At 68.1% G+C, this 21,386-nt stretch carries 19 protein-coding genes; 8 read left to right on the top strand and 11 right to left on the bottom strand.

All coding sequences use genetic code 11. The annotated features are described in order from the left end of the window. Positions 1 to 54 precede the first annotated feature (54 nt). Both pyrF and Q9Q79_RS00270 read right to left on the bottom strand, forming a co-directional pair. Positions 55 to 780 carry an orotidine-5'-phosphate decarboxylase gene (pyrF, locus tag Q9Q79_RS00275; protein ID WP_005411820.1) on the bottom strand — a complete coding sequence of 242 codons (726 nt, stop codon included), beginning with the start codon at positions 778 to 780 and terminating at the stop codon, positions 55 to 57. Beyond that, positions 777 to 1,700: a 5'-nucleotidase, lipoprotein e(P4) family gene (locus tag Q9Q79_RS00270; protein ID WP_021202272.1), complete on the bottom strand. Its 924-nt coding sequence runs from the start codon at positions 1,698 to 1,700 to the stop codon at positions 777 to 779. Before Q9Q79_RS00270 ends, pyrF begins: the two co-directional genes overlap by 4 nt. A 101-nt stretch (positions 1,701 to 1,801) precedes the next feature. Here Q9Q79_RS00270 and Q9Q79_RS00265 point away from each other — a divergent pair, with 101 nt between their 5' ends. After that, positions 1,802 to 2,455 (top strand): DUF480 domain-containing protein, encoded by a 654-nt coding sequence (locus Q9Q79_RS00265; protein WP_012478689.1) that lies wholly within the window; start codon positions 1,802 to 1,804, stop codon positions 2,453 to 2,455. A 77-nt stretch (positions 2,456 to 2,532) separates the two neighbouring features. Here the strand turns inward: Q9Q79_RS00265 and Q9Q79_RS00260 are convergent, their stop codons facing one another. Together Q9Q79_RS00260 and Q9Q79_RS00255 are read right to left on the bottom strand one after the other, a co-directional pair. Continuing rightward, the gene (locus Q9Q79_RS00260) at positions 2,533 to 3,057 is read right to left on the bottom strand and encodes a GNAT family N-acetyltransferase (protein ID WP_012478688.1); all 525 of its coding nucleotides are present in this window, start codon (positions 3,055 to 3,057) and stop codon (positions 2,533 to 2,535) included. Positions 3,058 to 3,317: 260 nt separating this feature from the next. Further along, positions 3,318 to 5,294 carry a UvrD-helicase domain-containing protein gene (locus tag Q9Q79_RS00255; RefSeq protein ID WP_012478687.1) on the bottom strand — a complete coding sequence of 659 codons (1,977 nt, stop codon included), beginning with the start codon at positions 5,292 to 5,294 and terminating at the stop codon, positions 3,318 to 3,320. Between the two features lie 99 nt (positions 5,295 to 5,393). Between Q9Q79_RS00255 and Q9Q79_RS00250 the strand changes: the two genes are divergently transcribed. The 3 genes from Q9Q79_RS00250 to Q9Q79_RS00240 all read left to right on the top strand — a co-directional run bounded on the left by Q9Q79_RS00250 (position 5,394) and on the right by Q9Q79_RS00240 (position 7,388). Further along, positions 5,394 to 6,122 (top strand): SEL1-like repeat protein, encoded by a 729-nt coding sequence (locus Q9Q79_RS00250; RefSeq protein WP_049418736.1) that lies wholly within the window; start codon positions 5,394 to 5,396, stop codon positions 6,120 to 6,122. Between the two features lie 66 nt (positions 6,123 to 6,188). Continuing rightward, entirely contained in the window at positions 6,189 to 6,758 is a 570-nt protein-coding gene (locus Q9Q79_RS00245) for a sel1 repeat family protein (protein WP_111193564.1), read from the top strand. A gap of 9 nt (positions 6,759 to 6,767) precedes the next feature. Continuing rightward, entirely contained in the window at positions 6,768 to 7,388 is a 621-nt protein-coding gene (locus Q9Q79_RS00240; RefSeq protein WP_005407490.1) for a thymidine kinase, read from the top strand. 548 nt (positions 7,389 to 7,936) lie between these two features. Here the strand turns inward: Q9Q79_RS00240 and Q9Q79_RS00235 are convergent. The 4 genes from Q9Q79_RS00235 to Q9Q79_RS00220 form a co-directional block, all read right to left on the bottom strand. Beyond that, a complete protein-coding gene (locus tag Q9Q79_RS00235) occupies positions 7,937 to 9,541 on the bottom strand; it encodes a glucan biosynthesis protein D (protein ID WP_012478684.1) in 1,605 nt (534 codons plus the stop codon). Positions 9,542 to 9,647: 106 nt separating this feature from the next. Continuing rightward, positions 9,648 to 10,460: a bifunctional DNA-formamidopyrimidine glycosylase/DNA-(apurinic or apyrimidinic site) lyase gene (gene mutM / locus Q9Q79_RS00230; protein WP_005407488.1), complete on the bottom strand. Its 813-nt coding sequence runs from the start codon at positions 10,458 to 10,460 to the stop codon at positions 9,648 to 9,650. Between the two features lie 19 nt (positions 10,461 to 10,479). Then, positions 10,480 to 10,812, bottom strand: a complete 333-nt coding sequence (locus Q9Q79_RS00225) for an EF-hand domain-containing protein (RefSeq protein WP_005407487.1) — start codon at positions 10,810 to 10,812, stop codon at positions 10,480 to 10,482. Continuing rightward, positions 10,809 to 12,011, bottom strand: a complete 1,203-nt coding sequence (locus Q9Q79_RS00220; protein ID WP_044569304.1) for a fatty acid desaturase — start codon at positions 12,009 to 12,011, stop codon at positions 10,809 to 10,811. The genes Q9Q79_RS00225 and Q9Q79_RS00220 overlap by 4 nt, the downstream gene beginning before the upstream one ends. A gap of 151 nt (positions 12,012 to 12,162) precedes the next feature. On the opposite strand from Q9Q79_RS00220, the gene Q9Q79_RS00215 reads away from it, so the two are divergent. Further along, positions 12,163 to 12,984, top strand: a complete 822-nt coding sequence (locus Q9Q79_RS00215; RefSeq protein WP_012478682.1) for an ATP-binding cassette domain-containing protein — start codon at positions 12,163 to 12,165, stop codon at positions 12,982 to 12,984. Between the two features lie 183 nt (positions 12,985 to 13,167). Here the strand turns inward: Q9Q79_RS00215 and Q9Q79_RS00210 are convergent, their stop codons facing one another. Together Q9Q79_RS00210 and Q9Q79_RS00205 are read right to left on the bottom strand one after the other, a co-directional pair. Then, positions 13,168 to 14,370 (bottom strand): DUF4785 domain-containing protein, encoded by a 1,203-nt coding sequence (locus Q9Q79_RS00210; RefSeq protein ID WP_012478681.1) that lies wholly within the window; start codon positions 14,368 to 14,370, stop codon positions 13,168 to 13,170. Positions 14,371 to 14,381: 11 nt separating this feature from the next. Next, entirely contained in the window at positions 14,382 to 15,260 is an 879-nt protein-coding gene (locus Q9Q79_RS00205; RefSeq protein WP_201863883.1) for a hypothetical protein, read from the bottom strand. Between the two features lie 263 nt (positions 15,261 to 15,523). Between Q9Q79_RS00205 and Q9Q79_RS00200 the strand changes: the two genes are divergently transcribed. Further along, on the top strand, positions 15,524 to 16,363 hold the full coding sequence (locus Q9Q79_RS00200) for a phosphatase PAP2 family protein (RefSeq protein WP_005411807.1): 840 nt from the start codon (positions 15,524 to 15,526) through the stop codon (positions 16,361 to 16,363). Between the two features lie 111 nt (positions 16,364 to 16,474). Here Q9Q79_RS00200 and Q9Q79_RS00195 read toward each other — a convergent pair whose 3' ends face one another. Then, positions 16,475 to 18,745, bottom strand: coding sequence for a TonB-dependent receptor (locus Q9Q79_RS00195; protein ID WP_012478680.1), 2,271 nt, complete (start codon positions 18,743 to 18,745; stop codon positions 16,475 to 16,477). Between the two features lie 157 nt (positions 18,746 to 18,902). Between Q9Q79_RS00195 and Q9Q79_RS00190 the strand changes: the two genes are divergently transcribed. Both Q9Q79_RS00190 and Q9Q79_RS00185 read left to right on the top strand, forming a co-directional pair. Next, complete coding sequence (locus Q9Q79_RS00190; RefSeq protein ID WP_049418874.1) at positions 18,903 to 19,919, top strand: TIGR00266 family protein; 1,017 nt, start codon at positions 18,903 to 18,905, stop codon at positions 19,917 to 19,919. 450 nt (positions 19,920 to 20,369) lie between these two features. Then, positions 20,370 to 21,362 (top strand): patatin-like phospholipase family protein, encoded by a 993-nt coding sequence (locus Q9Q79_RS00185; RefSeq protein WP_005411784.1) that lies wholly within the window; start codon positions 20,370 to 20,372, stop codon positions 21,360 to 21,362. Positions 21,363 to 21,386: the final 24 nt, after the last annotated feature.

The raw sequence follows: 21,386 nt of genomic DNA, 5'->3' as shown, positions 1-21,386 counted from the left end.
CCATCCCGCGCGGGTCGGGATGGCGTTCGGGCCTGCAGCCTGCGCAACGGAATCTCAGCGCGCAGCCAGCGCCGACGCGATTTCCTGCTGGATGGCCCGCGCCGCGGCCTGCGGATCGGTGGCCAGGCGGATCGGGCGACCAACCACGATGGCATCGGCGCCATCGGCAAAGGCCTGGGCCACGCCAACGGTACGCTTCTGGTCATCGCCGACCGGGCCACCGGGGCGGATGCCCGGGCAGACGATCGAGAACCCGGCGCCGGTAGCGGCGCGGATCGGGCCGGCTTCCTGGCCCGAGGCGATCACGCCATCGATACCGGCCGCCTGCGCGGCCAGCGCGCGTTCGACCACTACGTCCACCGGTTCACGGTCGATGCCCATCTGCGCCAGGTCCGGGCGGCCCATCGAGGTCAGCACGGTCACCGCCAGCAGGCGCATGTCGCTGCTGTTGGCGGCGGCGCAGGCTTCCATCATCGCCGGGTGCCAGCCGTGGATGGTGGCGTAGCTGACCGGCCACTGCGACAGGCGCTTGATCACCGCCGCGGCAGTGGCCGGGATATCGAAGAACTTCAGGTCGACGAACACGCGCTTGTCGCGGCGGGCCAGCTCGTCCAGCACCTGGAAGTACTCGCCCGACGCCAGCAGTTCCATGCCGATCTTGTAGAACGCCACGCTGTCGCCGAGGCGGTCGACCCACTCCAGCGCCTGCGCGCGATCAGGCACGTCCAGCGCGAAGATCAGGCGCTCGTCATCGCGCAGCGGCAGCGGCGCGCGGCTCACGGCGCGTAGTCCAGGGCAGCGCGCTTGGCGTCGTGGCGGGCCTGGCGCGACTGGCTGTAGTCATTGTTGAACTGCGCCGGCTCGAAACCGCCGTAGGTCGGGTTCGGCAGCATCCACCAGCGCTCGCCGAACCAGTCGTGGTACTGCTGCAGCAGGGCGTCACGGCCTTCGTTGGTGTTGGCGGTCACTTCCACGAAGTCGCCCAGCTGGTCGCCGAACTGCATCAGCACGCGGTACTTCTGCCCGGCCAGGCGGCGGCGGCAGTTCTTCTCGCTGCCGGCCTGCTCGCAGCCTTCGACCACGGTGCCCAGGCCCAGGAACACGCTGTCATCGGCCACCGGCAGGCCCTGCTCGCGCAGGTTGGCCAGGGTCGCGTCCTTAAGGTGCACGGCGCGGTTGGAGATGTACAGCAGGGTTACGCCCTTGGCGTTGGCGGCCTTGGCGAAATCGACCACGCCCGGAATGGCCTTGGCCTTCTTTTCGGCCACCCACTGGTCCCAGCTCAGCTCGTCGTATTCCTTGCCGTCGCGCACCAGGCGCGCCTGGTAGGGCGAGTTGTCCAGCACGGTCTCATCCACGTCCAGCACCACGGCCGGCTTCAGGCCCTTGGCCTCGTTGCCGCGTTCCTCCGGCACCAGCGCATCCCAGTGCGCTTCCTTCAGCGCGGCGTCCAGGTGGTCGGCGGCGGCGCGGTAGGTCTGCTCGGTGATTGCCTTGTACTCCTGCGCGCGCTGCATCCACAGCACGGCGTTGAGATTGTCGTTGGCGGTCGCATCAAGCGCGCCATCAGCCTTGGCAGCGGCGGCCGGGGCCTCCGGGGCAGCGGCTTCGGCAGCAGGCGCATCCACGCGCTTGCAGGCGGACAGGCCCAGCGCCGCAGTGGCGAGCAGGGTCAGGGACAGGGAAACGGGACGACGCATGGATTCACCGGCAATCAGATATACCGGCGCATTTTACCGGCAAAGGCGGCCCCGGGACGGCTATGCTTGGCGGTTGACCCGTTGCCCTTCCGGAGGCCGCCATGACCGATTCCGTCCAGACCCCCGACGTCCCCCTGCTCGACGCCGTGCAGGCCCGCCTGCTGGGTTGCCTGGTGGAAAAGGAGGCGACCACGCCGGACACCTATCCACTGACGGTCAATGCCGCCCAATCGGCTGCCAACCAGAAGACTGCCCGCGAGCCGGTGATGAACATCGACGCCGGCAGCGTGCAGCACGCGCTGCGCCAGCTGGAGGCGTTGGGCCTGGCCCGCCAGCACTTTTCCTCGCGCGCGGACCGCTACGAGCACCGCCTGCAGGCCGCGCTGGACCTGACCCGGCAGCAGACCGTGCTGCTGGCGCTGCTGTTGCTGCGTGGGCCGCAGACGCTGGGCGAACTGATCACGCGCAGCGAGCGCCTGCACCGCTTCGCCGACACCGACGAAGCCCGCCACGCCATCGAGCGCCTGCAGCAGCGCGCGCTGCTGGTGGTGCTGCCGCGTGCCAGTGGGCAGCGCGAAGACCGCTACATGCACCTGCTGTGCGGGGAAGTGGACGGTGCGGCGCTGGCGGCCAGGTACGCCAGCAGCGGCGGTGGCAGCAGCGATGCAGCCGACCCGGGCCTGGCCGAGCGCGTGGCCCAGCTGGAAGCGGCCGTGGCCGAACTGCAGGCACAGCTGGCCGAACTGCGCGGCTGAGGGGTGGGTGCCGACCGTTGGTCGGCACTGCATCTGAATCGTGCCGACCAACGGTCGGCACCTACCAACATCAGGGGTCAGATCTGCGCCGCACCCGGCGTGGCATACAACCGGCTCGGGCTGTCCACGCCCGGCAGCTGGATCACCCCGCGCTCCTGCATGCCCAACCCCAGCAGGATCTTCCCGGACACCACGTTGTCCAGATCGGTGATGCCATACAGATCGTGCAGGCCCAGCCCAGCGCGCGCATGCGCGAACACTGCCCGCGCCGCCTCACCGGCATAGCCCTGCCCGGCGAATTCCGACAGCACCGCATAGCCGATGTCCGGACCCGGCAGCCCATCACGCCGTACCAGTCCGGCATTGCCCAGCCAGGCACCATCGGACAACCGCTCGATGGCATACATGCCAAAGCCATTCAACGCATAGCTGTGCAGCACACGCAGCGCGATGTAGTCCCGCGCCTGCTCCTCACTGCGCACATTGCGGTCGCCAATGAAGCGCACGAAGCCCGGATCATTCAACAGCGCCAGCATCGGCGCCGCATCGCGATCAGGCTCGATGGCACGCAGGCGCAGGCGTTCACTCTCGATCGGTTGCACAGGTGGACCTCCAGCCGAAACCCCGATTCTGCCTCAACCCCGGCTGCTGCTTTTGATTTTCTTTGCATTGCCGTGGAAGGAAGCGCCCGGCATCTGTCAGAGGCCGATCGGGGTGGGTTCGCGGGGGTATCCGCGCCATGGATGGCGCGGCTAAGCCCCCAGGGACGGGTTCACGGCGTCCCCCGCGAACCCACCCCGATCGGCCACACTGCGGAACCAACGCGTGCTCCACCACGGAGGGGCGGCGCCGTTGGAGCGCCCTAGTCGAACAACGCCTCGATCGCCGCCAACCCCGCACTCGCCCGTTCCTTCTTGCGCGCCGCATCGGCCACCGGATCAGCGCCATCACGCTGGATCTCCTCCGCCGGGATCTCATCGAAGAACCGGCTCGGCTTCAGCCGCACATGCTCACCGAACTTGCGCGTCAGCTTGCTGTAACTCATCCACAGCTGGATCTTGGCGCGGGTGATGCCCACGTACAGCAGCCGCCGCTCTTCCTGCAGGTTGCCCTCGTCCAGGCTGACCTGGTGGGGCAGCACGCCATCCTCGCAGCCCACGATGAACACGTACGGGAATTCCAGGCCCTTGGAGGCGTGCATGGTCATCATGCGCACCTGGTTGCCGCCCTCGTCCTTGTCGCTGCGTGACAGCAGCGCCAGCTGGCCGGCCAGGTCGGCCGCGGTGGCACCGCGCGGGCCGCCCTCGAACCACTGTGCCAGTTCCTCGATGTTGTTGGCACGGCGCTGGTAGCTGGCTTCTTCCTTGGCCTGCTGGCGCAGTTCGCTGAGCAGGCCCGATTCCTTGGCGACCTTGCGGATCATGTCGCCCGAGGTGACCTGACGCATCTGCGCGCGCAGGTCGCGCAGGATGTCGGTGAAGCGCGCCAGGCTGTTGGCGGCGCGCGGCGGCAGCTGCTGCAGGGCGCCGATCGCCTCGGCAGCCTGTGCCATCGGCATGTCCTTTTCCTGCGCCAGCTCGGCCAGCCTGGCCAGCGTGCCGGCACCGACATCACGCTTGGGCGACTGCACCGCACGCATGAACGCGGTGTCGTCGTCCGGATTCACCAGCAGCCGCAACCAGGCCAGCGTGTCCTTCACTTCCTGACGCTCCAGGAACATGGTGCCGCCGGTCAGGTGGTAAGGGATGCGCAGCAGCTGCATCGCCTTTTCCAGCGGCCGTGACTGGAAGTTGCCGCGGAACAGGATGCAGAAATCACTCCAAGGCACGTTGCGCGACTGCGCCACGAAGGCGATCTCGGCCGCGACCTTTTCCGCTTCGTGCTCGCTGTTGCGGCATTCCCATACGCGGATGCGTTCACCGTCGGCCTGGTCGCTCCACAGCTTCTTCAGGTGCTCATGCGGGTTGTTGGCGATCAGCGCATTGGCGGCGCGCAGCACGCGGTTGGAGCAGCGGTAGTTCTGCTCCAGCTTGATGATTTCCAGCGCAGGGTAGTCGCGCCCCATCTGCTGCAGGTTTTCCGGGTTGGCACCGCGCCAGGCGTAGATCGACTGGTCATCGTCACCCACGCAGGTGAAGTTGCCCTTGTCACCGGCCAGCTGCTTGAGCAGGCGGTACTGCGCGTCGTTGGTATCCTGGCATTCGTCCACCAGCAGGTAGCCGATGCGCTCGCGCCAGGCCAGCGCGATCTCCGGATTTTCCTCCAGGATCTGCACCGGCAAACGGATCAGGTCATCGAAGTCGACCGCGTTGAACGCCGTCAGGCGCAGCTGGTAGCGCTCGTAGACGCTGGCCGCTTCCTTCTCGCGGTTGCTGCGCGCGGCGGCCATCGCCTGCTCGGGCGACAGGCCGGCGTTCTTGGCGCGCGACACCAGGTTCTTCATGTCCTCGATGTCGTCGGGCTTGGCCCCGTACATCAGGTCCTTGATCTGCGCAGCGGCATCATCGGCATCGAAGATCGAGAAGCCACGCTTCAGGCCCACGGCCGCGTGTTCGATCTGCAGGAACTTCAGGCCCAGCGCATGGAAGGTGCAGATGGTCACCTCGTCGGCGTCCTGCTCGCGCAGGCGCTTGGCCACACGCTCGCGCATTTCCTTGGCCGACTTGTTGGTGAAGGTGATCGCTGCGATGCGGCGTGCCGGGTAGCGGCCGCTGCCGATCAGGTGGGCGATCTTTTCCACGATCACGCGCGTCTTCCCGCTGCCCGCGCCGGCGAGCACCAGCAACGGACCTTCGATGTGCAGGACGGCGGCGGCTTGGGGGGGATTGAGACCGTGCATGGGAATGGGATTGTAGCGGGGCCGCAGCGGGCGGACCTGACTTGCATGCACGCCGTTCCTAAGCTATTGATTCGCCACCGGAGCACTGGAGCCAGGTGCATGCGCCCGACCGCCTCTGCCGCCCTGCTGGGCACCCTGCTGTTGCTGCTGGCGCCGTTGGCTGCCCGCAGTGCGGACTGCGCGCCCGATGCTGGCGCGTCGTTGCGGTCGGCGCTGATGACCCCGGGCTTCCTGCAGGCTCATCCTGACCTGCACTGGCGCGAGCTGGGCCTGCAGTCGTGGCGCCAGGGCCGGCCCGATCATGCGCTGGTGCGTTTCAAGCGGGCGGCCGCGCACGCCGACAAGCTGTCGCAGTCGCTGGTCGCGCGCATGTACCAGGAAGGCACGGGTACCGCCCCTGATCCGGTGCTGGCCTACATCTGGATGGACCTGGCCGCCGAACGCGGCTACCGCGACCTGCTGCTGGAGCGCGAGCGCTACTGGAACCGCCTGGATGCCGCGCAGCGGCAACGGGTGCTCGCCGAAGGGCCGGCGCTGTATGCGGCCTACGGCGATGCCACGGCCAAGCCGCGCATGGAGGCTGCCATGCGCGTGGACCGCAGCGGCATGACCGGCAGCCGTACCGGCTGGGTCAGCTCGATGCTGCAGGTGGAACTGTCCGACGGCCCGGAAGCCGGCTGGCCGACCCGTGGCGATGACTACTATCGGGATGCGTACTGGGACCCTGCAGCGTACTGGTGCATGCAGGACCGCATCTGGGAACAGGAATTCCGCGGCCGCAGCGTCGAGGTCGGCCCACTCAGCCCCGTGGAAGGCGCGGGGCGCTGACGTTTCCCGCCAACCGTCCTGACCGGAGGCTTCTTCGATGCCCATCCGGACCTGTTCTGGCGCAGCATGGCCCAGCGGGCCGAACGGGACAGGCAGCCCGCCAGGGCGCTGGATTACTACAAGCGTTCGGCGCGCTACGCCGACAAGTTCTCCCAGGCCATGGTGGCGCGGCTGTACCAGGAGGGCGTCGGTACCCGGGCCGATCCGGTGATGGCCTACATCTGGATGGACCTGGCCGCCGAGCGCATGTATCACGACTTCCTGGTGCTGCGGGAGCACTACTGGGCACGCCTGGACGCACTGCAGCAGGCACAGGCGATCGAGCGCGGCCAGCAGGTCTATGCCGACTATGGCGACCGCGTGGCCAAGCCTCGCATGGAGCGCGCCCTCAGGGACGGTCGCCAGCAGATCACCGGCAGCCGCCTCGGGTACGTGAGCTCCGGCCTGATCGTCGTCCAGCGCCGCGGCAACGAGCAGGGCATCGTGACGCCGGGCAGCATCGTCTACGACAACGACTACTGGCGCGCCGCCGACTACTGGTGCCTGCAGGACAACTACTGGCGCCCCGCGCTGACCCCCAGCGTCGAGATAGGACGGCCGGACGCGGTCCGCGACGACAAGGCGGTGGACGACTAGAATTGGGCGATGGCCAAGCTCTATTTCTACTATTCGGCGATGAACGCCGGCAAGACCACGACCCTGCTGCAGAGCGCGCACAACTACCGCGAACGCGGCATGCGGGTGGCGATCCTGACCCCGCGCCTGGATGATCGTGCCGGCGCCGGCGTGGTGGCCTCGCGTATCGGCCTGCGTGCGGACGGCATGGCCTTCGACCGTGACACCGACCTGCAGCACTGGGTCGAACAGGACCTGGCCGCCAACGGCCCGATGGGCTGCGTGCTGGTGGATGAAGCACAGTTCCTCACGCGCGCCCAGGTCTGGCAGCTCAGCGAGGTGGTCGACCAGCTGCGCATTCCGGTGCTGTGCTACGGCCTGCGCACCGATTTCCGCGGCGAGCTGTTCGAGGGCAGCCAGTACCTGCTGGCCTGGGCCGACGAGATGCAGGAGATCAAGACCATCTGCCACAGCGGGAAGAAGGCGACGATGACCGTGCGCGTAGACGAACATGGCCATGCGGTGAAGGATGGCCCGCAGGTGGAGATCGGTGGCAACGACCGCTACGTGTCGGTCAGCCGTGCCGAGTTCAAGAAGATCACCCGCGGTGAAGGGCGGATCGATCCGGCGCAGGCGCCCCTGCCGCTGTAAGGGGGGGGTCTTGTGCAGGGCTTGCAGCCCTGCACCCGCGGTAGTGCCGGCGCTGGCCGGCAACAGCAACAGCAAGAGCTGGCATTGCGTGTGATGGCGGGGCGGTGTCGGACTGCGGGGACGCTGCAAGTACGTCCCTGTAAGCTTGGCAGCCGCATCCATGCGGCTGACACCCCGCACTCCGACACCGCCCCACCTCTGACAGATCCCCGCAGCTGTTGGTGGGTGCCGACCGTTGGTCGGCACATCTGTCAGATATCGAAATTCATCTATCGAAATTCATCTGGGTCAGAGCCCGTTGCGCAGCAACGGGATCCGACCCCGTGCTCCGACAGATCGCGGAGGTCTGTCGAAGGCGGGGTGGGTCCGGTGGCGGGAGTGTCCGCGGCATGGATGCCGCAGCCAAGCCCCCATGGACGGGTTTACGGCGTCTCCCGCCACCGGACCCACCCCACCTACCCTCAGGAAACCAGCTTCTGCTTCGGCTGTTGCTGTTGCTTTGACCTCGGCAGGTGCAGGGCTGCAAGCCCTGCAAACCCAACCCCCTCTCAGTACAGCGTGCGCTCCGGCGCACCGGCCGGCGGCGGGGTGTACTGGTACAGCCAGGTCTCGGTCAGGGTCTTGCCGCCACTGCGCAGGAACAGGCGGATGTCGATCTGCTCGGTACTGCCCTCCGGCGGCACCAGGTCGAACATCGCGCGGTAGCCGTTGATCTCGCGCAGCGGACGCGCCGACACGATCTCGACCCGGCCGCGGCTGGCTTCCACCACCGCCTCGACCTCGCCCTTGTCGATCAGCCTGGCCAGCTCGCCACCTTCGAAGTCCACCGCGAAGCGCCAGCTGAAGTACTCGCGCTTCTTGCCGACCACGCCACCCAGGCCGGTGCGGCTGGCCACGCAGTGCGCCAGCGGCGGCCGTGCCGGCGGTTCGGCACCCCAGTACAGGCGGTAGCCGACCAGCAGTTCCTGGCCCGGCTGCGGTTTTTCCTTCGGGTTCCAGAACGCCACGATGTTGTCGAAGGTTTCATCCACGGTGGGGATCTCCACCAGCTGCACCGAGCCCTCGCCCCATTCGCCCTTCGGCTCCACCCACAGGCACGGGCGCTTCTCGTAGAACACGCCGTCGTCCTGGTAATGGTCGAAGTTGCGGTCGCGCTGCAGCAGGCCGAAGCCGCGGGGGTTGCGGTCCACGAACATGTTGAAGCGCAGGTTGCGCGGGTTCAGCAGCGGCCTCCAGATCCATTCGCCGGCACCGGTCCACAGCGACAGGCCGTCGGTGTCGTGGATCTCCGGGCGCCAGTCCCAGGCCATGCGGCGGTCGTTCTCGCCCACCTGGTACATGCTGGTGCACGGGGCGATGCCCAACCGCTCGATCGCCTTGCGCGGGTACAGCGCGCTGTCGATGTCCATCAGCAGCACGTCGCCATTGGTGATCGCGAAGCGATAGGCGCCGGCCACGCTGGGCGAATCCAGCAGGCCGTAGACCACGATCGTGTCCGAATCAGCCGAGGGTTGTTCCAGGTAATAGGCGATGAAGTCCGGGAATTCCTCCGGCTTGCCCATGCCGGTATCGATTGCCAGGCCACGCGCGGACTGGCCGTACTGGCCTTCCTTGCCGACCGCGCGGAAGTAGCTGGCGCCGAGGAAGGCGGCGAAATCGCGATCGGTGTCCTTGCGGGTGTTCAGGCGGAAACCGGCGAAGCCGAGATCGGCCGGCAGCTCGCCGTCCTTGATGCCGCTCTTGCCGTAGTTGAAGGCCGCGCCGTCATAGGCCAGCTCCTGCGCCTTGCCGTCGACCACGTCGAACATGCGCACCGGCGAATGGAAGTACAGGCCCAGGTGGAAGAACTTGGCCTGGAACTTGCCCGGCTGGTCGGCCCACAGCGCATGGTCCTGGCGGTAACCGATCGACTGGTACTGGTCCCAGTCCAGCCCTTCCAGGCGGCCCGGCAGCACCCGCTTGTGGCTCTTGTAGGGCGCCTGTGCCAGCGCGCGCGCCTGGCCCTTCAGGGTGGCGAAGTCGAACGGCTGCGGTTGGCCGAGGCGGCGCAGGCCCATCTGGCCGCTCCTGCTGGCCGCGCACGCGGGCAGGGACGGCAGGCCGAATGCAGCCAGGGCGAGGGAGGCATTGCGGATGAAGTCGCGTCGTTGCATGCAGGCGCGTCAGGCACAGAGGGGAAGGTCGGCCATCATAGGCAGACAAACGTTAACGGGCAGCGGAGACGTGCCCTGCCCGTTCAGCTGCCGCTGGCCACCTGCCTCAGCGCTGGCAGTGGCTGCACCAGACGCTGGCGCGCTGGCCGATGGTGGCGTGCTTCAACGCGCGGCCACAGTTCGGGCAGGGCAGCCCGTCACGGCCGTACACCAGCAGTTCCTGCTCGAAGTAGCCCGGCGCGCCATCGGGGCTGATGAAGTCACGCAGGGTGGTGCCACCACGGGTGATGGCGTAGCCGAGGATCTCCTTCACCGCATCGGCCAGCCGCTGGTAGCGCTCGCGCGAGATTTTCCCGGCCTCGCGCAGCGGACTGATGCCGGCCTTGAACAGGCTCTCGGCGGCGTAGATGTTGCCCACGCCCACCACCACCGCCTGGTCCATCAGGAAGGTCTTCACCGGCGCGCTGCGGCCACGGCTGCGGGCGAACAGGTAGTCCCCGTCGAAGGCATCGTCCAGCGGCTCCGGGCCCAGCCCCTGCAGCAGCGGGTGGACTTCGCCGGCCGGCTGCCACAGCAGGCTGCCGAAGCGGCGCGGGTCGTTGAAGCGCAACAGGCGGCCGTTGTCCAGGCTGATATCCACATGGTCGTGCGCGCGCAGCGGGGTATCGCCGGGCAGCACACGCAGGCTGCCGGACATGCCCAGGTGCAGCACGGCGCTGCCGATGGCGGTGTCCAGCAGCAAGTACTTGGCGCGACGGCGGATGTCCTCGATGCGCTGCCCCGGCAGCAGCTCGGCCACTTCCGGCGGAATCGGCCAGCGCAGGTCGGCGCGGCGCAGGATCACGCCATGCACGCGGCGGCCCTGCAGGTGCGGCGCCAGGCCGCGGCGGGTGGTTTCGACTTCGGGCAGTTCAGGCATGAACCGATTCTACGCCCGCTCAGCGTGGCGGCGCCGCCAGTTCACGGGCATCCAGGACGCCATCACCGTTGGCATCCTGCTTATGGAAGCGCTGCACGATCACCTGCCGCTGCTGCTCGCGGCGGATCGCCCTGCCCTTGCCACCGGGCAGCTCCTCGGCGCTCAGCACGCCATCGCCATTGCGGTCCATGCGGTCGAAGGCATACAGCATCCACTGCACGTACTCGGCCTCGCTGACCTTGCCGTCGCCATCGCTGTCCATCCGCTGCAGGTAGCTGGCGGTATCGGTGACCTGGGCCAGCGCCGCACCCGGCAGCAGCACCGCCAGCAGAACGCCGTACCCTGCCCTCACGCGCCCACCAGGCTGTAGCCCTTCAATCGCGCAGCGTAGGCCTGCAGCGCCGCGATTCCGCTTTCCTCGGCCTCGCGGCACCAGGCCTGCAGCTGGTGCAGGCGCTCGGCGGCATCGTGGCCGCGGGCCTCGAGCAGCGCCGCCAACCGCGCGCGGTACTCGACCAGGGTGCGGATGCGCGGGCGCTGTGCCACCCATTCGCTGAGCTGGGCACGACTGTCCGGCTTCAGCCAGCGGCCATCGTTGACCAGGCCACGGCGCAGCCGGCGCGGCAGCAGGCGCCGCAGCTTGGCCCCAGCGTGGGCGGCTTCCTCGCGCAGGGCCGGCATGAACACGTTGCGCTGGTAGTCGGTCATCGCCTGGAAGCGGTGCGAGAGCAGCGCCTTCAGGGTCTCGGCATCGGGCACGGCGATGTTCGGGCGTACGTCCATGGCCGGTGCAACGCGAAGCACCTTGGCCAGGCGCAGCGCCTGCAGCAGGCGGATCGCACTCCAGCCGATGTCGAACTCCCAGCGCCGCATCGCGAAGCGCGCCGAGCTGGGGAAGGCATGATGGTTGTTGTGCAGCTCCTCACCACCGATCCAGAACCCCCACGGCGTCAGGTTCGTGGAGGTATCGGCCGATTCGTAGTTGCGGTAGCCCCACCAGTGGCCCAGGCCATTGACCACGCCGGCCGCCCAGAACGGGATCCATGCCATCTGGATCGCCCACAGGGCCACGCCGGGCAGGCCGAACAGCACGCTGTTGATCGCCAGCAGCAGCACCGGGCCCAGCGTGGCGTGCGGGGTATACAGGTGGCGCTCGATCGCATCATCCGGGGTGCCGCGCCCGTACTGCTCGATGTCCGCGCGCATGCCGCGTGCCTCCCGGTACAGCTCCACGCCATGCCAGAACACCGTGCCGATGCCGCGGGTGACCGGGCTGTGCGGGTCGTCCTCGGTCTCCACCTTGGCGTGGTGCTTGCGGTGGATGGCCACCCATTCGCGGGTGATCATCGAGGTGGTCAGCCAGAGCCAGAAACGGAACACGTGGGCCAGCGCCGGGTGGAAATCGACGCCGCGATGGGCCTGGCTGCGGTGCAGGTACAGGGTCACCGAGAAGATGGTGATCTGGGTGAAGACCAGCAGCACGCCCAGCATGGCCCACCAGCCGAGGCCGAGCACACCACCGGTCAACAGGGACATCAGGGCATCGGGCATGGCGGCTCTCCGTATCGACGCGGGGATGGCAGACATCATGGGCGCTTGCGTTGCAAACTGCATCCCTGCGGCGGTGATTGCCACCGTCATCCGTGGCACCGTTCACAGTTGGGGACCTGAGTTGTCGAGCCTTGATCCACGCGCCAGCACCATGACTGCCGCCCCGTCCGTTGCGGAGCTGCCCCCCTTGATCGAACTGGACCGCGCCACCGTGGTGCGCGGCCAGGTGAAGGTGCTGCACGGGCTCAGCCTGCGCATCGCGCAGGGCCAGCACACCGCCCTGCTCGGCCCCAACGGCTGCGGCAAGTCGACCTTCATCAAGCTGATCACCCGCGAACTGTATCCCCTTGCACAGGGAGACGGCTCGGTGGCGGTGAAGGTGCTGGGCCAGAACCGCTGGCAGGTGGACCGGCTGCGTTCGCAGCTGGGCATCGTCACCGGCGACCTCAGCAGCAATCTGGCCGACATGCCCGGGCTGACCGTGGAACAGGCGGTGCTGTCCGGCTTCTTCGCCAGCTACGTGGTGCCGGCCTTCCGCGAAGTGACCGCCGACATGCGCACGCGCGTCGGCGAGACACTGGCGATGACCGGCGCCCTGTCCCTGCGCGAACGCGCCTATGCCGAGCTGTCGGCCGGCGAGACCCGCCGCGTGCTGATCGCCCGCGCGCTGGTCAATCGGCCGCAGGCACTGCTGCTGGACGAACCCTCCACCGGGCTGGACCTGGTCGCCCGCGAGCAGCTGGTGGCGACCATGCGGGTGCTGGCGCAGCAGGGCATCACCCTGGTGCTGGTGACCCACCACATCGAAGAGATCATTCCCGAGATCGAACGCGTGGTGCTGCTGCGCGACGGCCGTGTGCTGGCTGATGGCACCCGCGCCGAACTGCTGCGCAGCGCGCCGCTGTCGGCGGTGTTCGGTGGCCCGATCACCGTGTGCGAGCAGGAAGGCCGGCTGACCGCGTACGCGGGGTGAGGCGGAGCCCTCGGGGGAAACAAGGAGCCTGGAAACCGACAGGCCTGGGAGACCGACTCTACCCCGTCGTGGTGTCATTCCCGTCGTGATGTCATTCCCGCCGTCACGCCATTCCCGTCGCGATGCCATTCCGTCGCCATGCCGGTGCAGCGGGCCGGATGTTCCGGCCCGCCACCGCCTTGCTCAGAACCTCAACGCCAGCGCGCGTGACTCGATCGGTGCCATCCGGCTCTGATCCTGCAGCTGCAGGTCGCGCAGCTCATACGGCGCACCGAAACCGGCCGGCAATGCGGCCTGGTCGAACGGCAGCACCAGCTGGCCACGCCCCGGACCATCGAACCACGCGGCCGCATGCGCCTGCGCGACCGGCTTCAGCTGGCCATCGCGGCCGGTGGCATACAGCGTGCCACGCGCCTCGTAGCGGCCAGCGGCGGCTACCTGCAATGGCAGTGCGACCTGTCGACTGGCCGGGTCCGGCGCCGCCTGGCCACTGAAGCGCGCGGTCGGACGCGCCACCGCGAAGGCGACCTTGCCATCGCGCAACACACCATCGGCCTGGGCGAACACCTGCAGCTCCCACAACCCCTGCGCGTTGCCGACATCAGCCGGAATCCGCACCTGCGCACGCAGGGCACCATCGGTGGTGCGCAGCAGGCGCTGCGGCCAGCTGCGGCCGTCCGGCGCAACCAGCAACGCTTCACCGCCCAGGCTGCTGCGGCGTGAGGCCAGCGTTGCGGGAGTAGCGCCGTCTTCCAGCAGGCGCGCCTGCAGCTGCAGGTTGCCACCGGCCAGCACCTGCCCTTGGTTGGCCTGCACCTCCAGCCGCAGCGGACTGTTCGGCTCCAGTACCTGCACCACGTAGCGGCCCTGTGCCTGCGCGCTCTGCAGCGTGTACGCACCGGCCGCACTGGTCGCGCCGGTACGCAGCATGCTGCTGCCATCACTCACCGGCATACCGGCCTCCTGCAGCGCGCGCGCGTCGACACTGCGGGCCACGCTGCTGCGGCCTGCCGGGTCGCGCACCTGCAGCGAGTTGGCCGGCACTGCACGCGCGCCTTCTGCCGGGCTCAGCTGGATCACCGCATCGGCGGCCGTCAGCGGTAGATCGAGGCCGCGCTGCAGTTGCGTGCCATCGACCTGCTGCCAGTAGCTGCGGCTGACCGAGGCATACGGAGTCGCCGCCTGCAACGATTGCGCCGGGTCCAAGGCCCAGGCGAAGGACAGCGGTGCGCGTTCGCTGTCATCGGCCGGCAACGGCGCGGCAACCAGCGCCGCGGGCACCTGGTCGCCTGCGCGGGCGGCCTGCAGCGGCTGCGCGGCCTGCGCTGCGGAAAGGGACAGTGCTGCCAGCACGGCGCCGGCCAGCAGGGTGGATTGAATCGTCATGGTCGTCTCCCTCACTGGGTCAGGTCGTTGCGCAGCAGGGTGCCGAGGCCGAAGCACTCGCGGCGGCTCTGGTTGTGGCTGAGCGGTTCTGCGCCCTGGGTACGCGCCTTGTCGGTGAACCAGGTGGTGCCGGCGGCCTTCTGGCTGCTGCACTCCAGGAAGCCATCGGAGCAGGACGACAGCCAGTTCTGGGTGAACTCCAGGCCGACGTTGGCGGCATAGCCGCCGCAGTAACTGTTGCTGTCCCACACCGCCGATTCCACGTCGCTACCGACCACCGCGCGGAACGGCTTGGGCAGCGCTGGGCGACCGGCCGTGCCATACAGGTTCTGCGCGTTGTAGGTGGCCATGCTCGCCACCTTCTGCTGGCGCACCGCGTCGTTCTTGTAGCCCAGCAGCCAGCCCAGCGAGGTTTCAAAGGTGTTGCCGTTGAGTACCGCATCGGCCAACGGCGTACCCGCCGAGGAAGGTGCCAGCGCGGTGACCTTGCGCACCGTGCGGATGATCTTCGGATAGCGGCTGTCGTAGGTCGGGTTGGACAGGATCCAGCGCACCACATTGCCGCCGTTGGAATGGGTGATCACCACCAGCTGGGTGATGCCACGGCTGTCGATGAAGCTGGTCAGCTGGTTGGCCAGGCAACCGGCAGCTTCGGGCTTCCACATGTACTGGGTGAAGTCACAGTTGATGACCACGTAGTTGCTGCTGTTCGGCAGGCCCTGGCGCACGGTGTCGATGATCGCCGGCTGCCAGTAGTCCTGGGTGGCGTTGGTCTGCGCGCCGGTGCCATGCACGAAGGCCACGCCGACCACGTCGGCGGCCTGCGCCGGCGCTGTTGCAAGCCCGAGGAGCAGGGCCAGGACGGTACTTCCTGTTGCGGTGCTGCGCATCGCTTCTCTCCCTCTGTCTTCGGATCCCCCCCGACCCGGCTGGAACTGGACGGCCCTGGCGCTTGCCGTTGTGCCGATGCTCGCGGTGCAGCGGCGTGAAAGTCCGTGCGCTGCGCCCGGAATCAGGAGACTGACGTCAAACGATGACGCTTTTCATATCGCGACAATGACCATGCCGGGTCTGGCCGTATGACCGATGGCCACTGCAGTGTCGTATGGGGGCTGCGATCATGGCGCGTTGTTTTCTCTCCCGGAGCCTGTCCATGTCGCTGATTTCCCACCCTGCCCGCCCGCTGCTCGGCCTTGCCGTCGTCGCGGCCCTGGCCGGTTGTGCCGCCACCGCCACCAAGCCGACCGCCGTCGAAGCCAACATCACCACCAAGGCGGTGGGCTATCTGGACAAGAGCGCGGTTCCGGCCAGCCTCGACCTGGTACCGGCACCACCGGTGGCCGGTTCGGCCGCGCTCGCCCTGGACGAGCAGGTCAGCCGTGAAGCCCGCGCGCTGCGTGGCAGCCCGCGCTTCGCCCAGGCCGGTGTCGATGCGGAACTCGGTTTCCCCGAAGGCGCCAACCACTTCTCCTGCGCCGCCGACATCGACGTCGATGCGGTGAAGACCCCGGCGCTGTATCGCCTGCTGGAGCGCAGCCGGATCGACGCCAGTGCGGCGACCAAGGCGGCCAAGAACCACTACCAGCGCCCGCGCCCGTTCATGGTCAATGGTGAACCGACCTGCTCGCCGAAGGACGAGGAAGGCCTGCGCAAGAACGGTTCCTACCCGTCCGGCCACACCTCGATCGGTTGGGCCTGGGCACTGATCCTGTCCGAGATCGCGCCGGACCGCGCCGATGCCATCCAGGCCCGTGGCCGCAACTACGGCGAGAGCCGCCTGGTCTGCAACGTGCACTGGCAGAGCGACATCCTCGAAGGCCGCTTCATGGGCGCCGCCGCGGTGGCCCGCCTGCACGACAACGCTGCATTCAACAAGGACCTGCTGGCCGCACGCAAGGAAATCGCGGCCGCACGCAAGGCCGGCCTGCACTCCAGCCGCGATTGCACTACCGAGAACGCGGTGCTGAAGGTGCGCCCGCAGAGCGCGCTGTAAGCGCGCGCCGGATCACTCGTTGCCGGCCAGCGGCCGGCACTACAATGGGCGTAAGGAAAAAGGGCCGGCATTGCGCCGGCCCTTTTTCATTGCATCAACGCAGCCACCGCATCAGAACTTCGCGGTGAACTCCACGCCCCAGGTACGCGGCTCGTTGAGGAAGCCGGTCAGGTTGTTGAAGTCGATCGCGCCGACCACGCGGGTCTGGTTGGTCAGGTTGCGGCCGAACACGGCCACGTCGTACTGGCCGTAATCCCAGTTGTAGCCCAGGCGCAGGCCGCCTTCCAGCGAACTACGGCCGCGGAATTCCGGCGACTCGTAGATGAAGAAGTTCACCGCACTGCGGTAGGCCCAATCGGTGTAGGCGTACAGCTCGCTGCCATCGCTGAGCGGGAAGCCCACGCGCAGGGTCGCGTTGTGGATCCACTTCGGCGCCTGCGGCAGCGGGTTGCCGTTCACCAGCGCATAGGTCTGGCCGTTGATCACCGTGGTCGGGTCGTTGATGGTGCAGCCACCGCCGCAGATCGCCACCGCCAGATCCTTGTCCTTGATCTCGGTGTCGTTGTAGCTGCTGCCGAAGGTCAGCAGGACGTTGTCGGCCAGGTAGGCTTCCAGGTCCAGTTCCACGCCCTGGCCGATGGTCTTGTCGGCGTTGAGCAGGGTGGCGGTGTTGTTGCTGCCACCCACCGCGATCAGCTGCTGGCCATCGACGTTGTAGCGGAACACGCTCAGGCCCAGGCGCGCGCGGCGCTCGAACAGGTCGGCCTTGATGCCGGCTTCATACGAGAGGACCTTCTCCGAGTCGGCCTGCGACAGGCCCGGCGCGAAGGCTAGGCGGCCCTGGATCGACGGTGCGCGGAAACCCTTGGCCACGCGGGCGTAGGCGTTGATGTCGTCGGTCAGCTTGTAGACGCCGCTGACATCCCAGCTGACGTCGTTGACGTCGGTGTTGGCCAGGTACGGGCCGCTGACCGGGGTGCCGAACGGAACGGCCTGCAGCACGCTGGCGCTGAAGTCCTTCTTGTCCTGGGTGTAGCGCACGCCGGCGCGCAGCTTGAAGCGATCGGTGACATCGAAGTCGCCCGAAGCGAACACCGCCCACGCCTTGTTGCGCTGGTTCTGCACCACGTGGCCGGTCTGTGGATTGCCCGGGGTCAGCGAGTCGTAGTTGAAGTTGTTGATGGTCACGTCTTCATCGAAGTAGAAGACGCCGGCCTGCCAGTCGAAGCGGCCCCACTCGTTGGACTCGATCCGCACTTCCTGCGTCCACTGGCGGTGGTGCGGCAGGCCGTCGGCCGACTCCGACGAGAATGGAATCAGGCCCGGGCCGTAGTTGCCGGCACCGAGGAAGGCCGCACCGTAGCCGCCGTCGATGTCGCCACGGTTGAGCGATTCGGCGGTCTCGTAGCCGGTGATCGAATGCAACGTCACCGAGCCGAGGTTCCACTGCAGGCGCGCGCTGCCGCCCCAGGTTTCCAGGTCGGAGAAGTTGACGCCGTCGTTGGCCACCTTGTCGCGGTCGAAGTTCTCGACCAGCGAATTGCCACCCTTCTGGATGATGTTGGCGCGGAACAGGCGGGCGGTGCCGTTGAGCTTGCGCTTGTGCAGGTTGAACAGCGCTTCGAAGTCGTCGCCTTCGTACAGGAACTGCACGCGGCCGGCGGCTTCGTCATAGCCTTCGAAACCACTGTTGGGGGCACCGGCGCGGGTGTTGTCGACCCAGTCATCGCGGCGCTGGTAGATCGCCGAGACACGTGCCGACCAGCGGTCGGTCAGCGGGCCGCCGTAGGCGCCCTGCACGTTCCAGCTGTTGTAGCTGCCGTAGCCCACGCGCACGTAGCCGTCGGCATCCTGCGACGGTCGCGCCGAATCGAACTTGACCACGCCGGCCGGGGTGTTGCGGCCGAACAGCGTGCCCTGCGGGCCACGCAGCACTTCCACGTTGGCCAGGTCGAACAGCGGGAAGCCCTTCAGCAGCGGGCTTTCCTGCACCACGTCGTCATACACCAGCGACACCGGCTGCGAAGCATTGAGGTCGAAATCGGTGTTGCCCAGGCCGCGGATGTAGAAGCGCGGGAAGGCACGGCCGTAGGACGACTCGATGTTGAGGCTGGGCACGCGCGCGGCCAGGAAGCGGATGTCATCGCCGGCCGAGCCGAGCACATCCAGCTTCTCGCCCTGGATCGCGCTCAGTGCGACCGGTACGTCCTTGGCGTTCTCGACGCGGCGCTGCGCGGTCACCTGCAGGGCATCGAGGGCAACCGGATCCTTGGCGGCGGGGGTTTCCTGAGCGGCTGCTACCAGCGGCAGCAGGGCGGAAAGAGCGGCAACGAGGGGGCGCGCGACCGGAAGGCGGCCACGGGAAGTACGGGTCGGGGACATGGCGGTAGGCTGTGTTTGGAGGGGTGGTAAAACGGCGCTACCAGATAATTGTTGCAATACAGCACCTACGCCGCAAATGCCCGCCGTTCATGGCCCCGTCGCCGGCGCCCCGGGCGCTCGCTAGACTCGGGGTTTCCAACGCGACGGACCCGCCGCCATGACCCAGTGGTACTTCCATGCCTCCGCCCAGGCCGAGCGCATCGGCCCGCTTGATGACGAGGCCGCGCGCCGCTACGCGCAGGCCAATCCGCGCGCGCTGGCCTGGTGCCAGGGCATGAGCGGGTGGACACCGATCGCCGAGGTGGCCGAGCTGCAGGCGGTGGCCCCGGGCATGCCCAACACCCCACCGCCGGTCCCCGTCGGCGCCAGCGGCCGCGCCGACGACATCGAGTTCCGCATCGTCGGCCATGAAATGCAGTTCGTGGAGATCGAGCTCGACCCCGGCGAGAGCGCGATCGCCGAGGCCGGTGCATTGATGTTCAAGGACGCCACGGTACAGATGGACACGGTGTTCGGCGCCGCCAACGGCGACCAGGGCGGCGGCTTCATGGGCAAGGTGATGGCCGCCGGCAAGCGCGTGCTGACCGGCGAGAGCCTGTTCGCCACCGTCTACACGCAGAGCGGGCACGGCAAGGGCAAGGTCGCCTTCGCCGCGCCCTACCCGGGCACGGTGCTGGCGATGAAACTGGACCAGCACGGCGGCCGCCTGATCTGCCAGAAGGACAGCTTCCTGGCCGGTGCGCGCGGCGTGCAGATCGGCGTGCAGTTCCAGCGCAAGATCATGACCGGCCTGTTCGGTGGTGAGGGTTTCATCATGCAGAAGCTGGAAGGCGACGGCTGGGTGTTCATCCACGCCGGCGGCTGCGTGGTGGAACGCGAGCTGGCTGCCGGCGAGCGCCTGGACGTGGATACCGGCTGCGTGGTGGCCTACCACCCGACCGTGGACATGGACGTGCGCCGTGTTGCGGGCATCAAGAGCATGCTGTTCGGCGGCGAGGGCGTGTTCCTGGCCACGCTGACCGGCCCAGGCAAGGTCTGGCTGCAGTCGCTGCCGTTCTCGCGCCTGGCCGGCCGCATGTGGATGGCCGCGCCGCAGGGCGGTGGCCAGAACCGCGGCGAGGGTTCGGTACTGGGCGGCCTGGGCCGGATGCTGGACGGCGACAAGCGCTTCTGACCGCCTCCGGTCGTGCCGTCCGCTGGCCGGCAACCCATGGACCCTGGCACGCATCCCGGTAGTGCCGGCCGCTGGCCGGCAACCCCATGGACCTTGGCACGCATCCCGGTAGTGCCGGCCGCTGGCCGGCAACCTCATGGACCTTGGCGCGCATCCCGGTAGTGCCAGCCGCTGGCCGGCAGCCCCATGGACCTTGGCGCGCATCCCGGTAGTGCCGGCCGCTGGCCGGCAGCCCCATGGACCTTGGCGCGCATCCCGGTAGTGCCGGCCGCTGGCCGGCAACCCCATGGACCTTGGCGCGCATCCCGGTAGTGCCGGCCGCTGGCAGGCAGCCCCATGGACCTTGGCACTACCTTTATGAATGGGCGATATTTCCCACCCTGCCCGCCCCGCCACGGCTTCGGTATGCTGGCGCCCTTTCCTGAATCCGGCGCCGCGAGCGCACTGCCGATGAGCCTGTTCCGCCCCCGCATGCTGCTGTCCGTCGCCCTGATCGGCCTGCTGGCCGGCTGCGGTGGCGATCCGGTCCGCCCTACGCCGCCGCCGGCGCCGACCGTGGTGCCACAGGCCAAGCCGGTGAAGATCGGCATCGCACTCGGCGGTGGCGCGGCCAAGGGCTTTGCCCACATCGGCGTGATCAAGATGCTGGAGGCCAATGGCTTCGAGCCCGCGGTGGTGTCCGGCACCAGTGCCGGCAGCGTGGTCGGCGCGCTGTACGCCAGCGGCATGGACGCGTTCCAGATGCAGAGCAAGGCGGTGGCGCTGGATGAAGCCAGCATCCGCGACGTGCGGCTGTTCTCCGGTGGCCTGGTGCAGGGCCAGAAGCTGCAGGACTACGTCAACGAACAGGTTGCCAACCGTCCGGCCGAACGCCTGAAGAAGCCGTTCGCCGCCGTCGCCACCCAGCTGGAAACCGGCGAGCGGGCGATCTTCGTGCGCGGCAACGTCGGCCAGGCGGTGCGCGCGTCGAGCAGCATTCCCGGCGTGTTCGAACCGGTGAAGATCGGTGGTCGCAACTACATCGATGGCGGCGTGGTCAGCCCGGTGCCGGTGGATGCCGCGCGCCAGCTCGGCGCCGACTTCGTGATCGCCGTGGACATCTCCAGCAAGGCCAGCGGCAAGGCGCCGACCGACATGCTGGGCATCGTCAACCAGTCCATCTCGATCATGGGCCAGCGCCTGGGCGAACAGGAACTGGCACGCGCCGACATCGTCATCCGGCCGAAGGTGCTGGACATCGGCGCTGCCGATTTCAGCCAGCGCGGCACGGCGATCCTGGAAGGCGAAAAGGCCGCGATGGCTGCAATGCCGCAGATCCGCGCCAGGATCCAGCAGCTGCAGCGTGCGCGTGCTGCGGCCGCTGCACCGGCGCCGGTGGCTGCTCCCAAGTGCGAGGAAGCCTCGCGCCTGGGCAAGCTGATGGGCCGCAAGGACAAGTGCTGAGGGCAACCCGCTCCATGCGGGTCA

The organism is Stenotrophomonas sp. a6, assembly GCF_030913325.1.
Taxonomy (GTDB): Bacteria; Pseudomonadota; Gammaproteobacteria; order Xanthomonadales; family Xanthomonadaceae; genus Stenotrophomonas; species Stenotrophomonas maltophilia.
Note: the sequence above shows the minus strand (reverse complement) of the source record. Positions and strands in the feature narration are given on the sequence as shown.

Excerpts from the sequence above, each read along its gene's own strand:
- Q9Q79_RS00270 (WP_021202272.1), bottom strand. The coding sequence starts at position 1,700 with ATGCGTCGTCCCGTTTCCCTGTCCCTGACCCTGCTCGCCACTGCGGCG.
- Q9Q79_RS00265 (WP_012478689.1), top strand. The coding sequence starts at position 1,802 with ATGACCGATTCCGTCCAGACCCCCGACGTCCCCCTGCTCGACGCCGTG.
- Q9Q79_RS00255 (WP_012478687.1), bottom strand. The coding sequence starts at position 5,294 with ATGCACGGTCTCAATCCCCCCCAAGCCGCCGCCGTCCTGCACATCGAA.
- Q9Q79_RS00250 (WP_049418736.1), top strand. The coding sequence starts at position 5,394 with ATGCGCCCGACCGCCTCTGCCGCCCTGCTGGGCACCCTGCTGTTGCTG.
- Q9Q79_RS00245 (WP_111193564.1), top strand. The coding sequence starts at position 6,189 with ATGGCCCAGCGGGCCGAACGGGACAGGCAGCCCGCCAGGGCGCTGGAT.
- Q9Q79_RS00240 (WP_005407490.1), top strand. The coding sequence starts at position 6,768 with ATGGCCAAGCTCTATTTCTACTATTCGGCGATGAACGCCGGCAAGACC.
- Q9Q79_RS00235 (WP_012478684.1), bottom strand. The coding sequence starts at position 9,541 with ATGCAACGACGCGACTTCATCCGCAATGCCTCCCTCGCCCTGGCTGCA.
- mutM (WP_005407488.1), bottom strand. The coding sequence starts at position 10,460 with ATGCCTGAACTGCCCGAAGTCGAAACCACCCGCCGCGGCCTGGCGCCG.
- Q9Q79_RS00220 (WP_044569304.1), bottom strand. The coding sequence starts at position 12,011 with ATGCCCGATGCCCTGATGTCCCTGTTGACCGGTGGTGTGCTCGGCCTC.
- Q9Q79_RS00215 (WP_012478682.1), top strand. The coding sequence starts at position 12,163 with ATGACTGCCGCCCCGTCCGTTGCGGAGCTGCCCCCCTTGATCGAACTG.
- Q9Q79_RS00210 (WP_012478681.1), bottom strand. The coding sequence starts at position 14,370 with ATGACGATTCAATCCACCCTGCTGGCCGGCGCCGTGCTGGCAGCACTG.
- Q9Q79_RS00205 (WP_201863883.1), bottom strand. The coding sequence starts at position 15,260 with ATGCGCAGCACCGCAACAGGAAGTACCGTCCTGGCCCTGCTCCTCGGG.
- Q9Q79_RS00200 (WP_005411807.1), top strand. The coding sequence starts at position 15,524 with ATGTCGCTGATTTCCCACCCTGCCCGCCCGCTGCTCGGCCTTGCCGTC.
- Q9Q79_RS00195 (WP_012478680.1), bottom strand. The coding sequence starts at position 18,745 with ATGTCCCCGACCCGTACTTCCCGTGGCCGCCTTCCGGTCGCGCGCCCC.
- Q9Q79_RS00190 (WP_049418874.1), top strand. The coding sequence starts at position 18,903 with ATGACCCAGTGGTACTTCCATGCCTCCGCCCAGGCCGAGCGCATCGGC.
- Q9Q79_RS00185 (WP_005411784.1), top strand. The coding sequence starts at position 20,370 with ATGAGCCTGTTCCGCCCCCGCATGCTGCTGTCCGTCGCCCTGATCGGC.